16 protein-coding genes are annotated in these 19,247 nt (G+C 39.5%); 3 read left to right on the top strand and 13 right to left on the bottom strand.

Translation table 11 applies throughout. The features are described from left to right. Nucleotides 1–39: 39 nt before the first annotated feature. The 11 genes from HRT55_RS16810 to HRT55_RS16760 form a co-directional block, all read right to left on the bottom strand. Nucleotides 40–1,560 carry a sulfatase-like hydrolase/transferase gene (locus HRT55_RS16810; RefSeq protein ID WP_291623061.1) on the bottom strand — a complete coding sequence of 507 codons (1,521 nt, stop codon included), beginning with the start codon at nucleotides 1,558–1,560 and terminating at the stop codon, nucleotides 40–42. A gap of 104 nt (nucleotides 1,561–1,664) precedes the next feature. Further along, nucleotides 1,665–3,158: a sulfatase-like hydrolase/transferase gene (locus HRT55_RS16805; RefSeq protein WP_291623059.1), complete on the bottom strand. Its 1,494-nt coding sequence runs from the start codon at nucleotides 3,156–3,158 to the stop codon at nucleotides 1,665–1,667. Between the two features lie 365 nt (nucleotides 3,159–3,523). After that, entirely contained in the window at nucleotides 3,524–3,877 is a 354-nt protein-coding gene (locus HRT55_RS16800) for an L-rhamnose mutarotase (protein WP_291623057.1), read from the bottom strand. Nucleotides 3,878–4,088: 211 nt separating this feature from the next. Continuing rightward, the gene (locus tag HRT55_RS16795) at nucleotides 4,089–5,066 is read right to left on the bottom strand and encodes a sugar kinase (protein WP_291623055.1); all 978 of its coding nucleotides are present in this window, start codon (nucleotides 5,064–5,066) and stop codon (nucleotides 4,089–4,091) included. Next, complete coding sequence (gene eda / locus HRT55_RS16790; protein WP_291623053.1) at nucleotides 5,063–5,713, bottom strand: bifunctional 4-hydroxy-2-oxoglutarate aldolase/2-dehydro-3-deoxy-phosphogluconate aldolase; 651 nt, start codon at nucleotides 5,711–5,713, stop codon at nucleotides 5,063–5,065. The genes HRT55_RS16795 and eda overlap by 4 nt, the downstream gene beginning before the upstream one ends. Then, the gene (locus HRT55_RS16785) at nucleotides 5,707–7,233 is read right to left on the bottom strand and encodes a mannitol dehydrogenase family protein (RefSeq protein ID WP_291623051.1); all 1,527 of its coding nucleotides are present in this window, start codon (nucleotides 7,231–7,233) and stop codon (nucleotides 5,707–5,709) included. Before HRT55_RS16785 ends, eda begins: the two co-directional genes overlap by 7 nt. 21 nt (nucleotides 7,234–7,254) lie before the next feature. Beyond that, a complete protein-coding gene (locus HRT55_RS16780; RefSeq protein WP_291623049.1) occupies nucleotides 7,255–8,769 on the bottom strand; it encodes a UxaA family hydrolase in 1,515 nt (504 codons plus the stop codon). Nucleotides 8,770–8,952: 183 nt separating this feature from the next. Next, on the bottom strand, nucleotides 8,953–9,783 hold the full coding sequence (locus HRT55_RS16775) for an amidohydrolase (RefSeq protein WP_291623047.1): 831 nt from the start codon (nucleotides 9,781–9,783) through the stop codon (nucleotides 8,953–8,955). A gap of 112 nt (nucleotides 9,784–9,895) precedes the next feature. After that, nucleotides 9,896–10,912: a zinc-binding alcohol dehydrogenase family protein gene (locus HRT55_RS16770; RefSeq protein WP_291623045.1), complete on the bottom strand. Its 1,017-nt coding sequence runs from the start codon at nucleotides 10,910–10,912 to the stop codon at nucleotides 9,896–9,898. Nucleotides 10,913–11,214: 302 nt separating this feature from the next. Further along, nucleotides 11,215–11,709 carry a carbohydate-binding domain-containing protein gene (locus HRT55_RS16765; protein ID WP_291623043.1) on the bottom strand — a complete coding sequence of 165 codons (495 nt, stop codon included), beginning with the start codon at nucleotides 11,707–11,709 and terminating at the stop codon, nucleotides 11,215–11,217. 28 nt (nucleotides 11,710–11,737) lie between these two features. Beyond that, nucleotides 11,738–12,037, bottom strand: a complete 300-nt coding sequence (locus tag HRT55_RS16760) for a hypothetical protein (RefSeq protein WP_291623041.1) — start codon at nucleotides 12,035–12,037, stop codon at nucleotides 11,738–11,740. 302 nt (nucleotides 12,038–12,339) lie between these two features. Here HRT55_RS16760 and HRT55_RS16755 point away from each other — a divergent pair, with 302 nt between their 5' ends. The 3 genes from HRT55_RS16755 to HRT55_RS16745 all read left to right on the top strand — a co-directional run bounded on the left by HRT55_RS16755 (nucleotide 12,340) and on the right by HRT55_RS16745 (nucleotide 16,347). Beyond that, nucleotides 12,340–14,049 (top strand): sulfatase, encoded by a 1,710-nt coding sequence (locus HRT55_RS16755; RefSeq protein ID WP_291623040.1) that lies wholly within the window; start codon nucleotides 12,340–12,342, stop codon nucleotides 14,047–14,049. Nucleotides 14,050–14,242: 193 nt separating this feature from the next. After that, the gene (locus tag HRT55_RS16750; protein ID WP_291623038.1) at nucleotides 14,243–15,004 is read left to right on the top strand and encodes an ABC transporter substrate-binding protein; all 762 of its coding nucleotides are present in this window, start codon (nucleotides 14,243–14,245) and stop codon (nucleotides 15,002–15,004) included. A gap of 257 nt (nucleotides 15,005–15,261) precedes the next feature. Further along, nucleotides 15,262–16,347 (top strand): family 20 glycosylhydrolase, encoded by a 1,086-nt coding sequence (locus tag HRT55_RS16745; RefSeq protein WP_291623036.1) that lies wholly within the window; start codon nucleotides 15,262–15,264, stop codon nucleotides 16,345–16,347. 548 nt (nucleotides 16,348–16,895) lie between these two features. Here HRT55_RS16745 and HRT55_RS16740 read toward each other — a convergent pair. Together HRT55_RS16740 and HRT55_RS16735 are read right to left on the bottom strand one after the other, a co-directional pair. Next, nucleotides 16,896–18,509: a transporter substrate-binding domain-containing protein gene (locus HRT55_RS16740; protein WP_291623034.1), complete on the bottom strand. Its 1,614-nt coding sequence runs from the start codon at nucleotides 18,507–18,509 to the stop codon at nucleotides 16,896–16,898. 15 nt (nucleotides 18,510–18,524) lie between these two features. Further along, nucleotides 18,525–19,169: a response regulator transcription factor gene (locus tag HRT55_RS16735; RefSeq protein ID WP_291623032.1), complete on the bottom strand. Its 645-nt coding sequence runs from the start codon at nucleotides 19,167–19,169 to the stop codon at nucleotides 18,525–18,527. Between the last annotated feature and the right edge of the window lie 78 nt (nucleotides 19,170–19,247).

Below are 19,247 nucleotides of genomic sequence, written 5' to 3'. Positions count from 1 at the left end.
CATATTTAAAGAATTAAATAAAACATGATCTACTACAGCTTAACCGCCAAGCTTCTTATCACCAAGATAGCTCTCATCGTAGCGTTTATAATCTTGATGATTATATAAATGCTTTTCGATGATTTTTGGTTTCGCTAATGATTTTAACACACGCTTACCTGACTTTGTCTGCCAGTGATCATGTTCACGTGTTAGTGGTGGCAAGTTCTTTAAAATATCATCAAACTTTGCTCGTGCTTTAGCATGCTCAGGTTTACCGTCTACTAACTCATAGCCAAAACCAAAGCGATTCTCACCTGTGTAATAAAAACGGCCACGGGGCATACTCATTATTGGATTGACTACTTCAAGCATGTAGCTTTTGGTACGTAATAATTGTGAGGTTGCCGCATAACCATAAATCCACTGACGGTGTTCATCCGTTTCGCCTTGGTAAAAAGGTACGAGACTTTTACCGTTAAATGTATGGCCTTTAGGAACAAAGTCCCATGCGTTTGCGTAATCAATTAGGGTAGGGGCAATATCAGAAAAATCTGATAACTCGTCAGTAAGGCCGCGTTTTTTGATACCTGCACCGGCGACAATTTGAACGACATGAGAGCCACGTTCTACACCACGCGTTTTAGCGGTTACCGCTGTGCCATTGTCAGATAAGAAAATAATAACCGTGTTATCCGCAATGCCTAGCTCATCAATTTTGTTAACAACTTCACCGACTTTTAAATCAAGGTATTCAATTAGAGAGACAAATCTTGCTTGGTTTTCACCTGGGATTTTGTCTTTTTTCTTGATACGACCTTGTCCTAAAAGACCTGGCTTACCTCTAAGTGGGTTAGTTGGCATACCGGTACGAGTGCCATGAGGCGCAACAGTTGGCCAGTAAGCTAAAAACGGTTTGCCCGCTTTTACATTTTTTTCCATAAATTCCATAATGAAATCAGCTTCAATATCAAGGCTGAAATCTAAAGGCTTGGTATCAAGTAACTTGCCATTTTTTACATAACCTGGGTGCCAGTAGCGAGAGGTGGTTTTTTTGTCTTCCATTAAACCAGTAAACTTAGGCGAGCCTTTAAGCTTAGCTATTTCATTTGGGCCTTCCCATAACGCATGCTCATCAAAAGCGAGTACGTCTTCATAAGGCATTTGCATGCCAGCATGCCATTTACCGGTAATGCCGGTAGCGTAGCCAGCATCTTTTAAAATACGACTAAAAGGCACGTTGTCGCTGTACACTTTTTTACGGGCATTGCCGAGCCAGATTTCGTTGGTATAAACGCCGGTAGTTTGGGCGTACCGCCCGGTCATAATTTCAACACGAGAAGAGCCACATTTTGCCGTAGCATAAGTGGTTTTAAACTGTATGCCACGCGCGGCTAGTTTATCTATATTGGGCGTATTAGCAGCGCCTTCATGGCCATAAGCACTAAACATATCAGGGCTAACATCATCAGCTAAAATAAGTAATATGTTAGGACGTTCATCGCTTGCGTGAGCGGCAATTGCTGACAGGCTCAGCACTAAAGCGCTAATGCCTGTTAAGGTTTTCTTTAGAAAATACATCTTGATTCCTTTATCTGACTCTCTTATTAACGTATAAAAAACTAATCGTTATTCGATATTATTTATTCGTGATTTTTATTCGATTGTACCTGGAAATCTAACCGCTACTGTTTCCACACTTGTGATTTTACTGTCACAGGTTTATCCCAACTTAATGCTTGTCTTTTACGGTATTTAGGATCGTTATCACGTTTAGGTTGCGCTTGGGCAACTTTAATTAATGCTGCTTTTGCGGCAATAATTTGTGGGTCATTACTGTTGATTAAGTTAATTTTTTCTTCAGGATCCGTTTGCAAGTCAACCAGTTTTTTATAAGTTAGTGGTTGTGTGGCATTAACAAATAGTTTGTATCGTTTATCGCGAATTACTCGGTCTCTAAAGACAAACTTGTTTTCAATACCTTGCTCTGACACTTGTGCTTCATTCATGCCACCCATAGAAAGTATAGAGCTACGTGAGCCGTCTTTTTGCTTGTTAAGAATATAGGGCGCGAAAGACTTGCCATCGAGTTGGTAATCGCTTGGGATTTTGGCATCAGCTAAGTCGGCAAAGGTTGGTAAAATATCAGTAAAATCGATTAAGGTATCACTAACTACACCTGTTGGTATTAGTCCTGGTGCACTGATGATAAAGGGTGAGTTAATACCATTTTCTGTGGTTTTTTGTTTACCACCGCGTACTTTACGACCATTAAGTGTGCCCACTAGGCTCTTATTGGTACCGTTGTCAGTTGTCCAAATAATAATAGTATTTTCACGTTCACCCATCTCTTCAAGACGTGTGATCATTTTAGCTAAAATATAATCAGCATACTCAACCATGGCTTTATGCTTGTCGAGCTTAGAGCCAAGCTTGCCTGCGAGCTCTGGTTTATGCGGGGTGCTTGTATAAGGCGCATGGGGTAAGTTCATGGCAAAATAAGCAAACCAAGGTTGCTCTTTATTTTCTTTAATAAAGTTTAATAAAAACTCTGAAAAAATATCTTCGCCAAATTCACCTGGATAAGTTTTGCTACCTTTTTTGGTGTGGATGTAAGGGTCCCAATAACGCTCGGCACTGGCAGGTACACCCGCTTCATAACCTGTCCACATGGCATAATCATCAAAACCGTGTTTGGTCATGGCTTCAGGCTCGATACGAAAATCGTTAACCTGCCATTTGCCCGCAGCCGCCGTTGCATATCCTGCACCTTTCATTATTCTTGCAACACTTTGGTTCTGCTGCCAATCTAAATAACCTTGGCCCCAGCGAGGTGAGTCCCAGTGGTTTACCCAACCATTGCGATAAGGATATTGGCCAGTGATTAAAGAAACACGCGACGGCGTACATTGTGGATGTGACCAAACATTATCAAAACGAATGCCTTGCTTTGCAAGTTCATCAATATTAGGCGTAGATATATCTTCAGCGCCATAAGCACTGATCCACTCTTTGCCTAAATCATCGGCCAGAATAAAAAGTATATTTGGTTTGTTGGGGGTCGTTGTTGCCTTGTTAGCGTTCTCTTGTGGATTAGCTTGTGCATTAACGCTTGATGAGAGTATCAATGAAGTGCAAATGCCTAATGAAATAATCAACTTGCTTTTGAAAGGGACCATTACCTTACCTTAATCATGTATAATATAGTGTGCATTATTTATAAAGTACATTATTGATTTGTGTGCATTTTGTCAATAGATGTTATTGAACTATACTTTTTGTTTGTCTCAAATTAGATGCTTGTAACTGATTTATATGGGTATTGTCTATTTTGTGGGTTATGTAAAGTAGTGTAAAGCTTGCTGGCAGTATTGCAGAAAAGTTAGATATTATGGCAGGAGAAGTCATTTGCTAGTAAAAATAGTGAAGATAAAAAAAAGAGAGTGCAATAGCACTCCCTTATATATGTTTAATCTCTTTAGAAAGCTTTAAGGCATTTAGAGCCTTTATTTTATAGGGCCGTTGCCAGTGAGCGGGAGCTAATTTATGGTTGCTCAGTAAGTTTAAATATCTCTTCCATCGGTAACCATTTTTCGCCATCTTTTGCCCATGGCAGTGCTTGTTGAAATTGCCACATCAAGGTTTCCCATCGTTGTACTTCTGGGCAAGATGCATCGGCTTTGGCTTTCGCTGCGCCGTCAAATGAATCATCAACATCCATAATCATAAATAAACGATTGTTGATTAAATAAATTTCCATCTGGACAATGCCGGCATCACGGATGCTCTTAGCAACAGCAGGGAAGCCGTTACCAGGCTGATGGTAATGTTTATATTTTTCGATTAACTCAGGGTTATCTTTTAAATCTGTCGCTAAACAATGGCGTGTGGTTTTCATATATTTTCCTTAGTCGCTTCCTTAGTAAAATAGTGAAGCTGTCTTTTTAGAGCAATAACAACTGCAGTTGTCATCTTCGAACCCTCTAACTGTCATCTTCGAAGTGTCCTGTCGAAGATCCATGGATTAAAAGGCTCGAAATATAAGCCTAAAAACTGGATTCTCGACTAGACACCTCGAGAATGACGAATTGACTTACCTAGTTCTTAACCTACATTGGATAATCTAGTAATTGCTGAGAAAATACCGCTTCATCAACAATGGCACCTTTATGCTGAATGATACATGCAGATACCTTAGCGGCAAACTTTGCTGACTGCTCAGCAGATCTTCCTAATAATCTTGCACTCAGGTAGGCACCATTAAAAGCATCACCAGCCGAGGTGGTATCAACGACATTTTTAACTGGGTCAACATCAATATAGCTGCGGATACCGTCAACACTTAATAACATGCCTTGAGAGCCATTTTTAATAATGATTTCACTAATAGCAAATTGCTCTAGAAAACCGGCAACATCTTCAGCGTTTTTGGCATTGTACAACACCATATGATCATCAACACCGGGTAGGGCAATATCTGCTAGTTCAAACGCTGTGGCGTAAGCGGCTCTGGTTTCATTGAGCGTACTCCATAACATTGGTCGGTAGTTAGGATCGAAGATGATTTTAGTACCCGATGCTTTAAGTTGAAAGATAAAGCGCCATAACTTCTGTCTATCACCTTCAGATAAAATGGCAATGGAAATGCCGGAAAAAAAGAAACTATCAACATTTTCCAGCGCTGAGTTATCTAAATCATCACTAAGAAACCTAACCACTTGTTTAGCCGCTGAGGTTTCACGCCAATAACTGAAGCTACGTTCACCTTCACTGTCGACATTAATTAAGTACAAGCCCATTTGTGCACTAGTCGATTTATAGACCAAGCTGCTATCAAGTGACTCTTTTTCCATCATGGCGAGCATTTCATTGCTATTTTCATCATTGCCAATAGCGGTTAAAAACTTAACATTGGCTTGCTCTTTAACGCAACGTTTGATGTAAATACCGGTATTGAATACATCACCGGCAAAGCTCTTTTTATAAAGATTATCTTCTCCAGTACAGCCGACACCACGGCCGAACTCGACCATGCATTCGCCCATTACTATGATGTTGCTCGTGCATTTGTTTACGACGGTGCTCATGCGCATCTATCCAAGTTATTAATCGCGTCAATAGCTTGTTTGCTTAAAAGTGTGATAGCAGCCCAATCTTTTTTAGCGATAAGATCTTTAGGTACCATCCAAGAGCCACCTACAGCAAAAATGCTCTTGTTGGAAAAATACTCAGCCATATTGTCAAGGCTTACACCACCGGTTGGGCAAAATTTTACCTGACTAAAAACACTCGATAATGCCTTAATGGTTTTTGCACCACCATATTGTGCAGCGGGGAAAAACTTCACTTCTGTAATGCCCAATTCTAATGCTTGAGTAATTTCAGAAGGGCTTACTACGCCGGGTAACATAGGCAAGCCAGTCTCAAGCATCGCAGTTGCTAAGGTTTTAGTAAATGAAGGACTTACTAAAAATTGAGCCCCGGCAGCGACTGAATCTGTTACTTGTTGTGGCGTGGTTAAGGTACCAACACCCACTGTCATCTCAGGTACTTGCTCACTGACGGCTTTAATACAATCAAGTGCAACTGGCGAGCGTAAAACGATTTCAGCACAAGTAATACCACCCTTGTATAAAGCGCGACTGACATTCACAGCGTCCTCAACACTTTCCATGTGTAATACCGGTAAAATAGGGCTGTTTTTAACTAATGCTGCAAAACTTGGATTTAACATAATTTCTCTACAATGTTGTTGATTTGACGAGCTTCACCAATGCGTAATGCAGATAAACTGTCAGCTAGTTGTGTTTTCAAAGCGCTATTATTTTTCAAATCTTGGCCGAAAACTGATTCAATACTTAAGAAGGCGGCAACCACCTCGCTGCTGTCATTACTAAGCAATGCTGGCATGCTGGCAAATTCTGCCGCTAGGGGATCAATAATCTCTCTGTTGTCTTTTAAAGCACGACAAATAAATTCAAACCAACAAGCAAGTGATAAAGATAGCAGTTTAGTTGAGCGACCTAAGGCCAAATTATCTTCTATGATTGGCAATATGCGCATTTGTACTTTTTGCGAGCCATCCCATGCTATTTGCGCCAATAAGTGACGGATCTCAGGGTTTAAAAAGCGTTCTATAATTTCTTTACTGTAGCTTTCTACATCAAGTTCTTTTGGTGGTACAAATGAGCCAATGACTTCTTCATTGGCAAGCTGACAAATAAACTGATAAAAAGCATCGTCACTGGTGACATCAAAAACAGTTTCAAAACCAGCAAGTGAGCCTGCATAGGCTAAGGTTGAATGTAAACAGTTAAGTAAACGTAATTTAGCTTTTTCAAAACCTTCAACATCAGAAGTAAACACTACGCCAACTTTATCCCAAGCAGGGCGTTCGCCGTTCCAGTTATCTTCAATCACCCATTGGGTGAACTGTTCACGTTGAATTGGCCATTCATCACGGGCACCAATAGCATTTGAGACACTATCAACGGTGTAATCTTCCGTTTTAGGGGTGATGCTATCTACCATGGCATTAGGGAAAGCAACGTTAACTTCAATCCAAGTGGCCAAACCGGCATCTAATTGCGTGGCGTAATCGATTACAGCTTGACGCAACTTATCGCCATTGCCAGAAACGTTATCGCAACTTAGTACGTTAAAGGCAGCAATACCGTTAATTTTTCGTTGTCCTAAGGCTTGGGTTATATAACCAATAGCACTGATAGGTTGACTACGATTGCTTAAATCGTGAACAATATCACCGTGTTGTAAATCAAGTCGACCATCAGCTCCAAGGCAATAGCCTTTTTCAGTGATGGTTAACGTTACTAATTTTGTCGTTGGCGCAGTTAAACGAGCCATCACTTGTGCAGGTTGCTCACTGGCAACGAGTACTTCTTTAATCGAGCCAATGATTTGATAATTAATTTCTTTATCTAAAATGGCTAGGGTATATAAGTTATCTTGTTTAGCCAATACATCACGCGCGGTAGCACTTCTTAGTGAAACGCCACAAATGCCCCAGTTGCCGCCGACTAAGTTCATGGCATTTTCTGTATATACCGCTTGATGAGCACGGTGAAATGCGCCAGGTCCTAAATGGACAATACCTATTTCGGTATTTTCTCTATCGTATTGAGGAGTGATTATTTTCGAGCCATTAGCGGCTGAGTTCTCAGCTACATTTTTTACAGTTTTGTTTGTTAATTTTATACTAGATTCTTTATTAGGTTCTTTATTAGATAAGTTCATAATTATTTATCGGCTTAGCCCTTACAGGGTAACGCCGCCTTTCCAAATTGAAATTTCTTTAAATTGATTAAGCTCGTTTTTAGTGGCTTTACCTGAGGCTATCTCGAGTAATAAATCAAAAAATTCTTGCGTACATTCATCTTGAGTTTTATCAAGACGTAGCAGTTGCCCGGCATCGAAATCAATCCAATGTTTTTTACGTGTTGCTAAGTTGCTATTTGAAGAAATCTTCACTGTCGGAACAGGTACGCCTAAAGGAGTACCTCTACCGGTAGTAAATAGCACCATATTGGCGCCACTTGCAGCTAAGGCAGTACAAGATACGGCATCATTGCCAGGGCCTTGCAATAAGGTTATGCCATTTTTAGCGGTAGCTTTTTCGCCATATTTGATGACATCTTGTACCGGTGCATTACCACCTTTTTGAATGGCGCCAAGCGACTTATCTTCTAAAGTAGTTAAACCGCCGGCTTTATTGCCTGGTGATGGATTTTCATAAACCGGTTGTTTGTTTGCGATGAAATATTGTTTAAAACCATTAACAAGTTTTACTATGTCGTTATAAACGCCTTCGTTAGCCGCGTTATTCATCAATACTTGCTCAGCGCCGAACATTTCCGGTGTTTCTGTTAAAATAACGGTCGCGCCATAAGCGGCCATTTTTTCACTGATACGGCCTAATAAAGGGTTAGCCGTTAAACCACTTAAACCATCAGAGCCACCACATTTCATCGCCAGTGTTAGTTTCGAAACAGGGCATGCAATGCGTTTATCATTAGCCATGGTGGCTAATAATTTTTCAATATGAGCCATACCTTCAGCTTCTTCATCATCTACTTCTTGGGCGTTGAAGTAAGATATACGTTCGCTCATTTCGCTTGGTAAATCAGCAACCAGGGCTGATAATTGGTTGTTTTCACAGCCTAAACCTAAAAACAACACGGCACCGGCATTGGGGTTACTTGCAAGTGATGCCAGTAGTTGTTTAGTTTGCGCTAAGTCATCGCCTAATTGTGAACAGCCAAAAGGATGGGTAACGGCGAGAAAATCATCGGCCAGTTCACTAAATTGTGCTTTACACTGGCGTACTAATGATTGTGCTAGGCTGTTAACACAGCCGACACTGTTGATTATCCATAATTCATTACGAATACCGACCAAACCATTGGCACGTGGGTAGCCCATAAAAGTTGGCATTTCTTCACTAACATTAGCCAGAACATGATTCGCTGGTTGGTAAGAAAATTTATCGTCATCACTTAGTAAAGTTTTTAAGTTGTGACTATGTACCCAATCACCAGCTTGAATAGCAGATGTTAGATAGCCAATTGAATAACCATATTTGATGATTTGTTCATTTTCCTGTTGATCGCTTAACGCAATTTTGTGACCACGACCTATATCTTCATTCAAGGTGATATTTTGATTGTTTACCGAAATAACCGAGCCTTTAGCTAAGTCCTCAAGCGCCACGGCAACAGTATCTTTACTATGGACTTGAATAAAGCTTCTTACTTCTGGTTGTTCTATGCTCATGATTTTGTACTCTTTACTTAGTTCTCAACACTTTATTATTTTCAAATAATTAGGTGTTTTCTAACGGACTAATCAACTAGCTTTTAGTGCAAGCGCACTGTTCATAACGCTTACTACTTTTGGCTTTTAGAAACAGCTGTTTAATATGTCTTGGTAATTTGGGCTTGGACGTTATAAGTGCTGTTAAAGCTGATAAAAACGCTGGGCATTTTCACCCATAATCAACTTGCTAGCTTGCGGGCTTTGTTCACTGACAAAATCAACAACCAGCTGTTTTACTTGTTGGTACTCGGCTGCCACTAAACAAACTGGCCAGTCTGAGCCAAACATAATTCTTTGTTGGCCAAATAAATCCCAAATCGTTTTCATATAAGGCTGCAGGTCAGCACGGGTCCAAGCTTGCCAGTCCGCTTCGGTGACCATGCCTGAAAGCTTGCAATAACAGTTTTTATTGTGCGCTAGTACCGCCATACCTTGTTGCCAGATATCAAAGTCATTTCTTGATTTGATGTTAGGTTTAGCAATGTGGTCGATAACCACGTGTAAATTTGGTACTTGCTCGAGCATTTCTGCTGCGGCAGGTAATTGTGAGGCTAAAATTAATAAATCGTAACGATAACCTCTATCGGCGAGCATTTTTAAACCACGAATAAAGTCAGGGTTTTGCATAAAAGTAGGGTCAGTTTCACCTTGGAGAACATGGCGAAAGCCTACTAATTTCTTGTATTTAGCAAGTTCATCTAATTGTTGTGCTAGCGTATCGCTTTGTAGATCTATCCAGCCAACAACGCCTTTAATGAGATCTGTTTGCTCAGCAAGCGTTAATAACCACAAGGTTTCTTCCATAGACTGGCGTGCTTGTATGGCAACACTCGTGGAAAAGCCATTTTGATAAAGCGTCTTTTCAAGATCTTTAATAAGAAAATCTTTCTTCAAAACAGCCATAGAATCATCAATCCAGTCATATTCAACGGGATCATAATTCCATAAATGGTGGTGGGCATCGATATACATACAGACCTCTGAGAGCTTCTTATACGCTTGAAACAAGTTGAGATTAATAATGTTAATTAATCTCAACTTGTTTAAGCTAAATTCAATGAGTGTTAACTAATTTCAGTTAATTTTAGTTAATTTCAATAACTGCTTTAACAACACCTGAGTCAGGTTTTACCCACTCAGGAAATATCGTAGGGAAGTCATCAAAGCTGGTTTTGTGAGTTACCATAGCTGTTGATTTTGCCGTGCCGTTACTTAAACAAGCAACTACGTGTTCAAAATCTTCTTTAGTGGCATTACGACTGCCTTTCAGGGTAGTTTCACGTTTGTGGAACTCAGGATCATTAAAGCTAATATCTGCTTTAACAACACTAACAAATACCAAAGTACCGCCATGTGCTAACCAACCGAAGGTCGACTGCATTGCGCCTGGATTACCAGTACAGTCAATAATCACTGTGGGGAAATCGCCATCAGTAAGCGCTGCAAGTTGTGCTTTTACATCGCCTTTACAATCAACTGTAGCATCAATGTTTAATTCACGTTTTGCAAAGGCTAAGCGATCTTCGTTTACATCAGCAACAAAGACTTTAGCACCGGCAACTTTAGCAAATTGAGCAGCGCCTAAACCAATAGGGCCAGCGCCTAATACCAATACGGTATCGTTTTTAGATACTTCACCACGGCGAACCGAGTGAGCGCCAATGGCTAAACATTCAACTATAGCCAATTGATCAAAAGGTACACCTTCAGTGATCACTACATGCGATGCAGGTAAACATAAGTATTCACACATACCACCGTCACGATGCACACCAATTACTTCAATATCAGTACAGCAGTTAGTTTTACCAGCGCGACAAGCAACACATTTGCCACATTCTAAATAAGGAATAACATAAGCGGCTTTGCCAAGAGGTAAATCAACACCTTCACCTAGCGCTTCAATTTCACCTGAAAGCTCATGACCAAGTACACGTGGGTAGGTAAAAAATGGTTGATTACCACCGTAGGCATGGATATCAGTACCACAAACGCCAATAGCGCGAATTTTAAGTAATACTTCACCAGCTTTAGGTTGTGGCTTTTTACTTTCTAAAAAATTAAGCTCACCGGGTTGTTGGCAAACGATTGACTTCATCATAGTTTATTCCTTTTGGCAGCTACAAATATCAGTATGCTCATAGCTTTAGTAAATCATCATAGTGTCTTTTAATGATAATGTACACCTTAACTTGATTTAAGGAAAGTGTTATTTATGTTTTTAAATGACGTAAGAGTTACTTAAAGCGTTAACTCATAAGGTGGTTGGCTTTTTAGCTGTGTCTATCTGTTTGATTTTTTGAGTTTTGTTTTCTTTAGTCACGGTTGTAACTGGAGAGGGTAAGTGTTGTTTAGTGTATTTTATATGTAAATGACATGGGGGCTGGTGAATTGCTATCTTATCTAGCGGCTGTTTTTTATTACTGTGGCCTTTAAGCCTTTGCTCATCACATAAAAATTTGGCAGTAACAAGGCATCTTTTAATTGTACGGCTTTAGCAGTTAATAAAATGCGGATAATTTTCTCTTGCTCAAAGCCCTTAAATTGTTCTTTTGGGTATAGACGGTGCAACTCACCATTTATTTTTTCAATAGCGAAATTGTGGCTTTCGGCCTTTATTATTAAGTTTTTCTGACTGAAGTATATTTCCCAGCCCTGTTTATTAAATGCCATAGGCATGGTGAGTGATAGCTGAAAGAGATAACATTTATCTAGTGATTTATCATTTAAGCAACCACAGTTTGTCTTTACCTCAATTAGCTCATAGTTAACTTTAAGATTGTCAGTGAGTTGTTGGATATCACTTTGTTGTATGTCCTTGTTTATCACGTCGCAGCCAGTGACAATAACTAACAATAGGATAATGAGACTATAGATACTAACTGGTATTTTTTTCATTTCTTTGCCTTAATTAAATGATTGAATATCAAGCGCAGCCTAATTTACCTAAGGATAATATGCTTGTTGGTTTTTTTGCCCAATGATTAAGCTGTTCTTGCCAGTGAGGTCGAATTAAAATCATTTTAGGAAGATAAATTTCGGTTAAAAGCAGCAGTGTTAATTTGTTAAAACTTCTGAAAAAAAACTCTCCTTTGACCAGCCATGAGATCCCTATAAAGTAAGTGCCTCCTTCATTTATAAGTTTTATTCCGATAAGTTCGCACTCTTCATGGGCTACTTGCATTAGCAGAGAATAAAGATCAAATTGAATCGTCTTATTATCCATAATTAATAAATACCAAGGGGGATTAAACACGGCTCACTTAGTGAACCTTGATTATTCTGTCTGGTATAACTCCTGCTAAAACCATTTCGGTAACGTACATTTAGTTTGTATTTTTTAAGCCTATAAAAATATAGGTAAATCCTGATTTAATCAGTGATTTATTATAGTAGGGCTTTCCCTATATCTACCTTCCTTATTCCCCACGGTTTTATACCGGATACGCCGATAGCACCATTGTTCATTAAGGTTCAAACTGATTGCAATTCGTTGATTAACAGGTTTGGAAATAGAAGGGTGAGCGTATGAATGTGAAAAATATAAAATTGGCAGGTGTAGGGAGAATGGCATTACTCTCTTTCATTATCATACCTGCATTGTCTGGTTGTCTTACCGGTGAACCACAAGTGACAAACGCTGCCAGTGAAGGATTAACAGAAGTGAGTGATGTTGAAAATACAGCGAAAAACACCCGTCCTAATATTCTATTTATTATGTCTGATGATCACTCTGAACGTGCCATAAGTGCTTATGGAAGTAAGCTCATTAATACCCCTAATATTGATCGCATTGCTAATGAAGGCGTACTTTTCAAAAACTCTTTTGTTGCTAACTCAATTTGTGGTCCATCACGTGCAGTAATGCTCACAGGCAAGCACAGCCACATTAATGGTTTTACCGATAACCACAGTTCTTTTGATGGTACTCAACCGACCTATCCACAGTATCTACAAAAATCAGGTTATCAAACCGCCGTAGTAGGCAAGTGGCATTTGAACTCTGAACCTGTTGGTTTTGATTATTGGGAAATTTTACGTGGTCAAGGCCATTACTACTCTCCTGTGTTTGTAACCAACAAACCAAATGAAATCACGGTTACCAAGGACATTAAAAATAAACATGGCAGGGTAATAAAAACTGAGTATGAAAATACCTATCTTGGTGCTTATGCCACGATAAAAACCGGCGACTTAGCCTTAGACTTTTTGCAGAACAGAGATAAATCAAAGCCGTTTGCCATGATTTACAACCATAAAGCGCCACACCGAAACTGGATGCCTAACGTTGATGATTTGGGCGTTATTGATACCTCAGATCTACAGGTACCCGATAATTTCTTTGATGATTATAAAAACCGACCAGCGGCTCAATTGCAAGAGTTAGAAATAAATGACATGTACTTATCCTATGACTTGAAGTTAAGCGAAGCCGATTATGCTGGTGACTTAGCCGATATATCCTTGGGTTGGGGCCATCAGTGGCAAGCTTTATATGGCCGAATGACACCAAGCCAAAAAAAGAAATGGGATGCTTATTATCAAGAATTAAACAAAGAGTACCAAAATGTCAAAGGCGATGCTAAAGCCTTATTAGTATGGAAGTACCGTCGATATATGCATGATTATTTAAGTTCAATTTATTCCATGGATAAAGATATTGGTAGAGTTTTAGATTATTTAGATGCACAAGGTTTAGCAGAAAACACCATAGTGGTTTACACCTCAGATCAAGGCTTTTATATCGGCGAACACGGTTGGTTTGATAAACGTTTTATGTACGAAGAAAGTATGAGAACACCTTTGGTTATACGCTACCCAGCAAAAATTAAAGCCAAGCAAGTTATTACTGAAATGGTACAAAACCTTGACTACGCGCCGACATTTCTAGACTTTGCTGGCATAGATATCCCTGCAGACATTCAAGGTGTTTCATTAAAAGATAGACTCGTTGAGCAAAAGCCGATTGACCGTGACTCACTTTATTATCACTACTATGAAGGCATAGAAAAAGAGCACAAAGTGGCTAAACAAGAAGGCATAAGAACGGATACTCACAAATTGATTCACTTTAAAGATGTGGGTGTTGATCACTTTGAACTGTACGACATTGCTGCAGACCCAAGTGAAATGCATAACTTATATGGGACTGAGGCGATAAGTAAAATTCAAAGTGATTTACACAGACAGTTGGTGAAAGTTAAAGAAAAGTATCAAGTACCATTTACCAAAATATAAGAGAAAACTATTTAAAGTTACCTATAGAAGAAGAGAACTTAAAAAGAGCGTTGAAAAGCACAGCATGATGGTCGGTATAACTTCCATCACAAGGTTTAGGCATTATTTGCCTCTTATGCTCTAGTATCACCTGACTGACATTGACTTGGTACTAGGGCTTTTTTATTAGAGCTGTTGGCTCAGCAGATAACGGATGAAGGGGAAGGTAATGCTGGAGCAGTGGTTGTCAAAACCCCGGTTAATTATTGCCTTAATGCAGTTCTCTGCGTTGGCAATAACATCGGCATCCGCCAAACCCATTATTACTTTTACTACCCATGTTGAGCCTCAAAGCACGGCATATAAATTTACTAATTTATTGCTTACCGAAGCCTTTAGCCGCATAGGGTATAAATTTTCAATGAAAACCCTGCCGGGTAAAAGGTCACTACATGAAGCAAATAAAGGCGTTTTTGATGGCGAGGCGCATCGTTTTTCCGGTTTAAATGATAATAATGAATTTCCAAACCTTATTAGGGTGCCAGAAATTCAACAAGTTATACAAAACGCTATGTTTTCAAAGCGAGTAAAAAACATAGCGATGCCTTGGCAAGCGTTAGCAAAGTACAGCGTTACAGTACCAAGAGGATCAGTATGGTTAACAGCAATGGCAAAACAATATGCAAAAGACGTTCAAGAGTTATCAAGCCCGGTGAAAATGCTTAATTTTGTTAAACACGGCAGAGCTGATATAGCACTGATGTCTATAGAGGCCGCAGAATTATTGACCTCTAAAGAGTTCCAAGAAAGTGGTGTTAAGCAAATAGGTCCCGTGCTTTCGACTTTAGCCATTTACACCTATCTTCATAAAAAGCATAAAAAATTAGTGCCTAAGCTTGCTTTTGCCTTACATCAAATGAAGCTTGATGGTAGTTACCAACGTCTTATAAAGCAAAGCAAAAAATCAGGCGAATAAATTACAGTATGAATTTTAAAGAATCACTGAAGTATTGGTGCCTCCCAGCCAATATTAGATGAGACGAGACGTCTCTATGTGGTGTTAAGGGGGAGGAAACTCCCCCTCTTTTTATGTTCAGGATGAACGGTATGTCGCGGTGTCATGGATGGCAAGGAGCGTATATGTTCAGAGCAAGCAGTAAGTTGTTCAAATTTATTGGGGGCAATGAAAATATAATTAAGAAACTAACTAATAAATATAATGCAGGTATCAATATGAAAAAATACTTTTGGCTAATGAGAAAATTGCTTGTTGCAGCCCTATTGCTGCTACCACTTAGTACTTGGGCTGTCACAGGAGCAGAGCAGTTACCTGTGCGTAGTTTTGCTATTGGTTCGCCAACACCAGACAAGTTAGATGACTTTCTACGTTTTATTGATGAAGACTTATCAAAAACCGCCGTTAATCAGTTATTTCTTCGCATTAATTATAATTATCAATTTAAATCACATCCTGAACTGGCTGATAAAAATGCACTTAGCGAGCAGCAAGTCAAAAGCTTAGTTAACACAGCAGCTAAGTACAATATTGAAATTATCCCTATTATTAATTTGTTAGGACACCAATCTTGGAAGCAAGACAATATCCGCTCATTGCTTACCGTTTACCCAGAGTTTGAAGAGCCGCCGGGTAAAAAACTACTTGATAAAGACTTTTACACCCGTGCTTATTGTCCTAATCACCCCGAAGTTCATGACGTAGTGTTTGCGCTTGTTGATGAGTTGGTTGAAGCTTTTGGTGCAAAAGGTGTGCATGTAGGTATGGATGAGGTATTTATTCTCGGTGAGGAGGGCTGTTCGCGTTGTAAAGGTAAAGATAAAGCCGAACTTTTTGCCAGTGAAGTAAACCGTATTCAGGCACATTTAGCTAAAAACAAAATTGCCATGTATATCTGGGGGGATAGATTACTCGATGGTAATATCACCGGCATAGGCAAATGGGCAGCCTCAAAAAATGATACTTATAGAGCAATCGATTTAATTTCTAAAGAGGTCATTATATGTGATTGGCAATATAAGTTTGCCCCACCAACACCAGGTTATTTTGCCGTGAAAGGTTTTAATGTTATTAGTGCTTCATATCAAGTACCGAGTGTCGCAAAGTTCCAGCTTAACAATATGATAGGTATGCGGGCTAACAGCCGAGATACCATTAAAAATCGCTTACAAGGCATCATGCATACTTACTGGGGCAGTTTTGAGAGTTTTTATCAATGTTATCAGGGCAAAGCATGTGAGAATGAGGTTAAGGCAGGTGCAGTGAAAACATTTATTAGTATCTATCCTAAAGAGAAAAGTTAATGCTTGATTGTCAGTTTAGTTATCAGTTCATCTAAAAAGTGTTGAGATTGAAGGCAGCTTTTGGCACAAAGATTAGGCCAATAAGTGTTCCAACCACGTTTTGTCAGTTACCTTGTCATTAGAGCTGAATTATTAAAAGCTGTCACTAATAAAGCTGAAATATAGATGAATTGTCTATATTTTCAGCATGTTCAATATAATCGTACTCCATCGGGGCTTGAGGACATTATTAAAACGTTATTCACAGAGTTATCCACAATAAATGTGGAAAGCCTTCGCTAAGTCACTGTTCAACCAGTGAACCGTGTTTGATTAAAAAATAAGCGGACAGTTGATTTTTTATTGAATTATTTAATATTTTCTTGAATAAACAGTGAAGTGTACTAGAATTTACCAATTGATTTTCTGCTTACTTTAGCTTTCCTTATTTCAAAAATCTTTTCCACAGCCTCTAGCCACGCTCTCAACCACCTGTTTTATTACCGGTTAAGCTCTTTGCTTTAATATGGTTTGAAATAGTGGCCATAAATTTAAATGGAAAGTTGAGTTCATAGCGGAATACGTACCAGTAATTGAACGCCTTGGTTTTTTTTGCTGTCTACTGTTAACTCCCCACCTAAAGCTAAAGCGCGTTCACGCATGCCTTGCAAACCGTACGAACCTTCTTTGGTTGACCAACCCAGCTTTAATCCTTGGCCATTGTCAGAAATAAGCAGTAGTAGCTCTTTGCCTTGAAAGGTCAGAATTATTTCTACTTGACTGGCTTTGGCATGTTTGGCGATATTGGTTAAAGACTCTTGGGTAATGCGAAACAGTGCTATTGATGCTTCTTCGCCAAGTTCTATTTGCGTTTCATGGGCGGTAACGTGACAATTAACCTCATGTCTAGATTTGAACTCATGGGCTAGCCATTCTATGGCGGCAACTAGACCTAAGTCCTCTAAAATACTGGGTCGTAGGTCGGTCATTATTTGTTTTGACGTTTGTGAAGCGCTTTTAACAAGTTGACTAAGCTCTTTCGATTTATCAATGCGCTGCTGCTCATCGTTACAGCTGCGTAGGCGTCTTATACCTATGGAGAGTGCTGTTAATGTATGGCCTAGCTCATCATGTATTTCTCTGGCTAGTTTGGCTTTTTCTTCTTCGCGTACTTGTTGCATGTGCCGAGCGAGGTTACGTAATTCAGTTGTTCTTTCGACTACTTTTTCCGCTAGTTGGCGGTTCCAATAGGTGAATAGGGCAATAATTAGCGTGACAATAATGGCCACTACCAGTAAAGATTGAATAACGAGTTTAATATCAAGTTTCTTTTCAATTTGAATGTTAATCCACTTATCAAAGATTAAGCGTTTTTCTCGCTCAGAAATGTCGCTAATAGCTTTTTCAATGATGGGAATTAGTGGTGCCATGCTTTTAGATGCTGCGAACATGATCTCATAGTCATAAGGGGTGGTTGCTAATATTTTTAGACCGGTAATACCTAACTTACGCTGGTGATACTCTGCTGAAAAAACATTGTGAATGAAAACATCGGTCTCATTATGATCCAGTGCTTGTAGTCCTTCAATGGTTGATTCGATAAAGGTGACTTCGACATGAGGATGATTTTTTGCTAAAAATGAATGCGCGAAGGAGCCATATTGCACCGCTACTCGTTCGTTTTGCAGAGAGTCTAGTCCTTGAATAATTGCGGCATTTTGCCTGCCAAGTAGCACGACTGGCATCTTGATAATAGCCTTACTAAAGTTAACGTCCTTTTGCAGGTTGGTCGTTTTTGGCAAGTATGAAGAAAAATCTATTTCCCCCGACCTAAGCGCGTTAGCTAAGGCCATAAACTTAGGGAAACGAAAGGTTGACCGTATTTCTATGCCTAACTTCTCACTGATTATTTTTAGGTAGTCAGAGGTTAATCCTTGGTGCTGACCGTAGTCATCAGTATATTCAAAGGGTTTGTGTCTCTTACCGCCGACCATACCGTGTATTATCACTTTATGTTGGCTGAGCCACTGTTGTTCTTGGGGGGTTAACCAGTTTTTTCGCCATTGCTTTGCCGTATCACTGGCTTCTTTTACCGGTTTACTCGCTTGGCAATTATTACAGTAAATAAAGCTACCGATGAACAGCAAGCTTAAAAGAAAAAGCAGCGGGGCTGATTTTATCATGGTCTAACCTACTGCTTAGTTAATCAAATCGTGACGATTGGCATATAAAACAATTTCGGCATTATTGCTAAAGCTCATTTTTTGTAAAATACGGGCACGATGGGTGGTAATGGTTTTAGCGCTAACGTTGAGTTTATCGGCAATAATATTTGGCCCAGAGCCTACGGCTAGTTCTAAAAATACTTGGTATTCACGGTCTGAAAGGGTTTCGTGTAAACAATCCATTTTATCATTTTGCACGCCTCGGCTAACATGGTTGGCTAATAGCTCGGCTACTTCTGCGCTTAAATAACGTTTGCCTTTAGCTGCAATTTTTACCGCCTTTAGAATTTCTTCATCATCAGCATCTTTTGACAAATAACCTGCTGCACCACCGTGAATAAGCCTTACCGCGTATTGAGATTCAGGGTAGGTACTTAAAATAAGCACAGGTAATTTTACTTTATCGGCTTTAATTAATTTGAGCAGCTCAACACCACTTCTATCGGGTAAACGAATGTCTAGTAGTACCAAGTCCCAGTCTTGTTGGCGGATCATTTTTAAGGCCGAAGCAGCGTCTGCGGCTTCACTTATGTCAACGGGAAAATCTGCCTCTTGCAGTATTTGTCTAATGCCTGCTCTGACAACAGAATGGTCATCAACTAATAATATTCTCAACATATCTACTACTCCAACTTGATACAACAAATAAGTTTTTATTGGCCTATTTACAGGTTTAGCTAGTAAGTGCCACTTAAG

It is taken from the genome of Colwellia sp. (assembly GCF_013214175.1).
Lineage (GTDB): Bacteria > Pseudomonadota > Gammaproteobacteria > Enterobacterales > Alteromonadaceae > Colwellia.
This window is presented reverse-complemented; position numbering and strand designations above follow the sequence as displayed.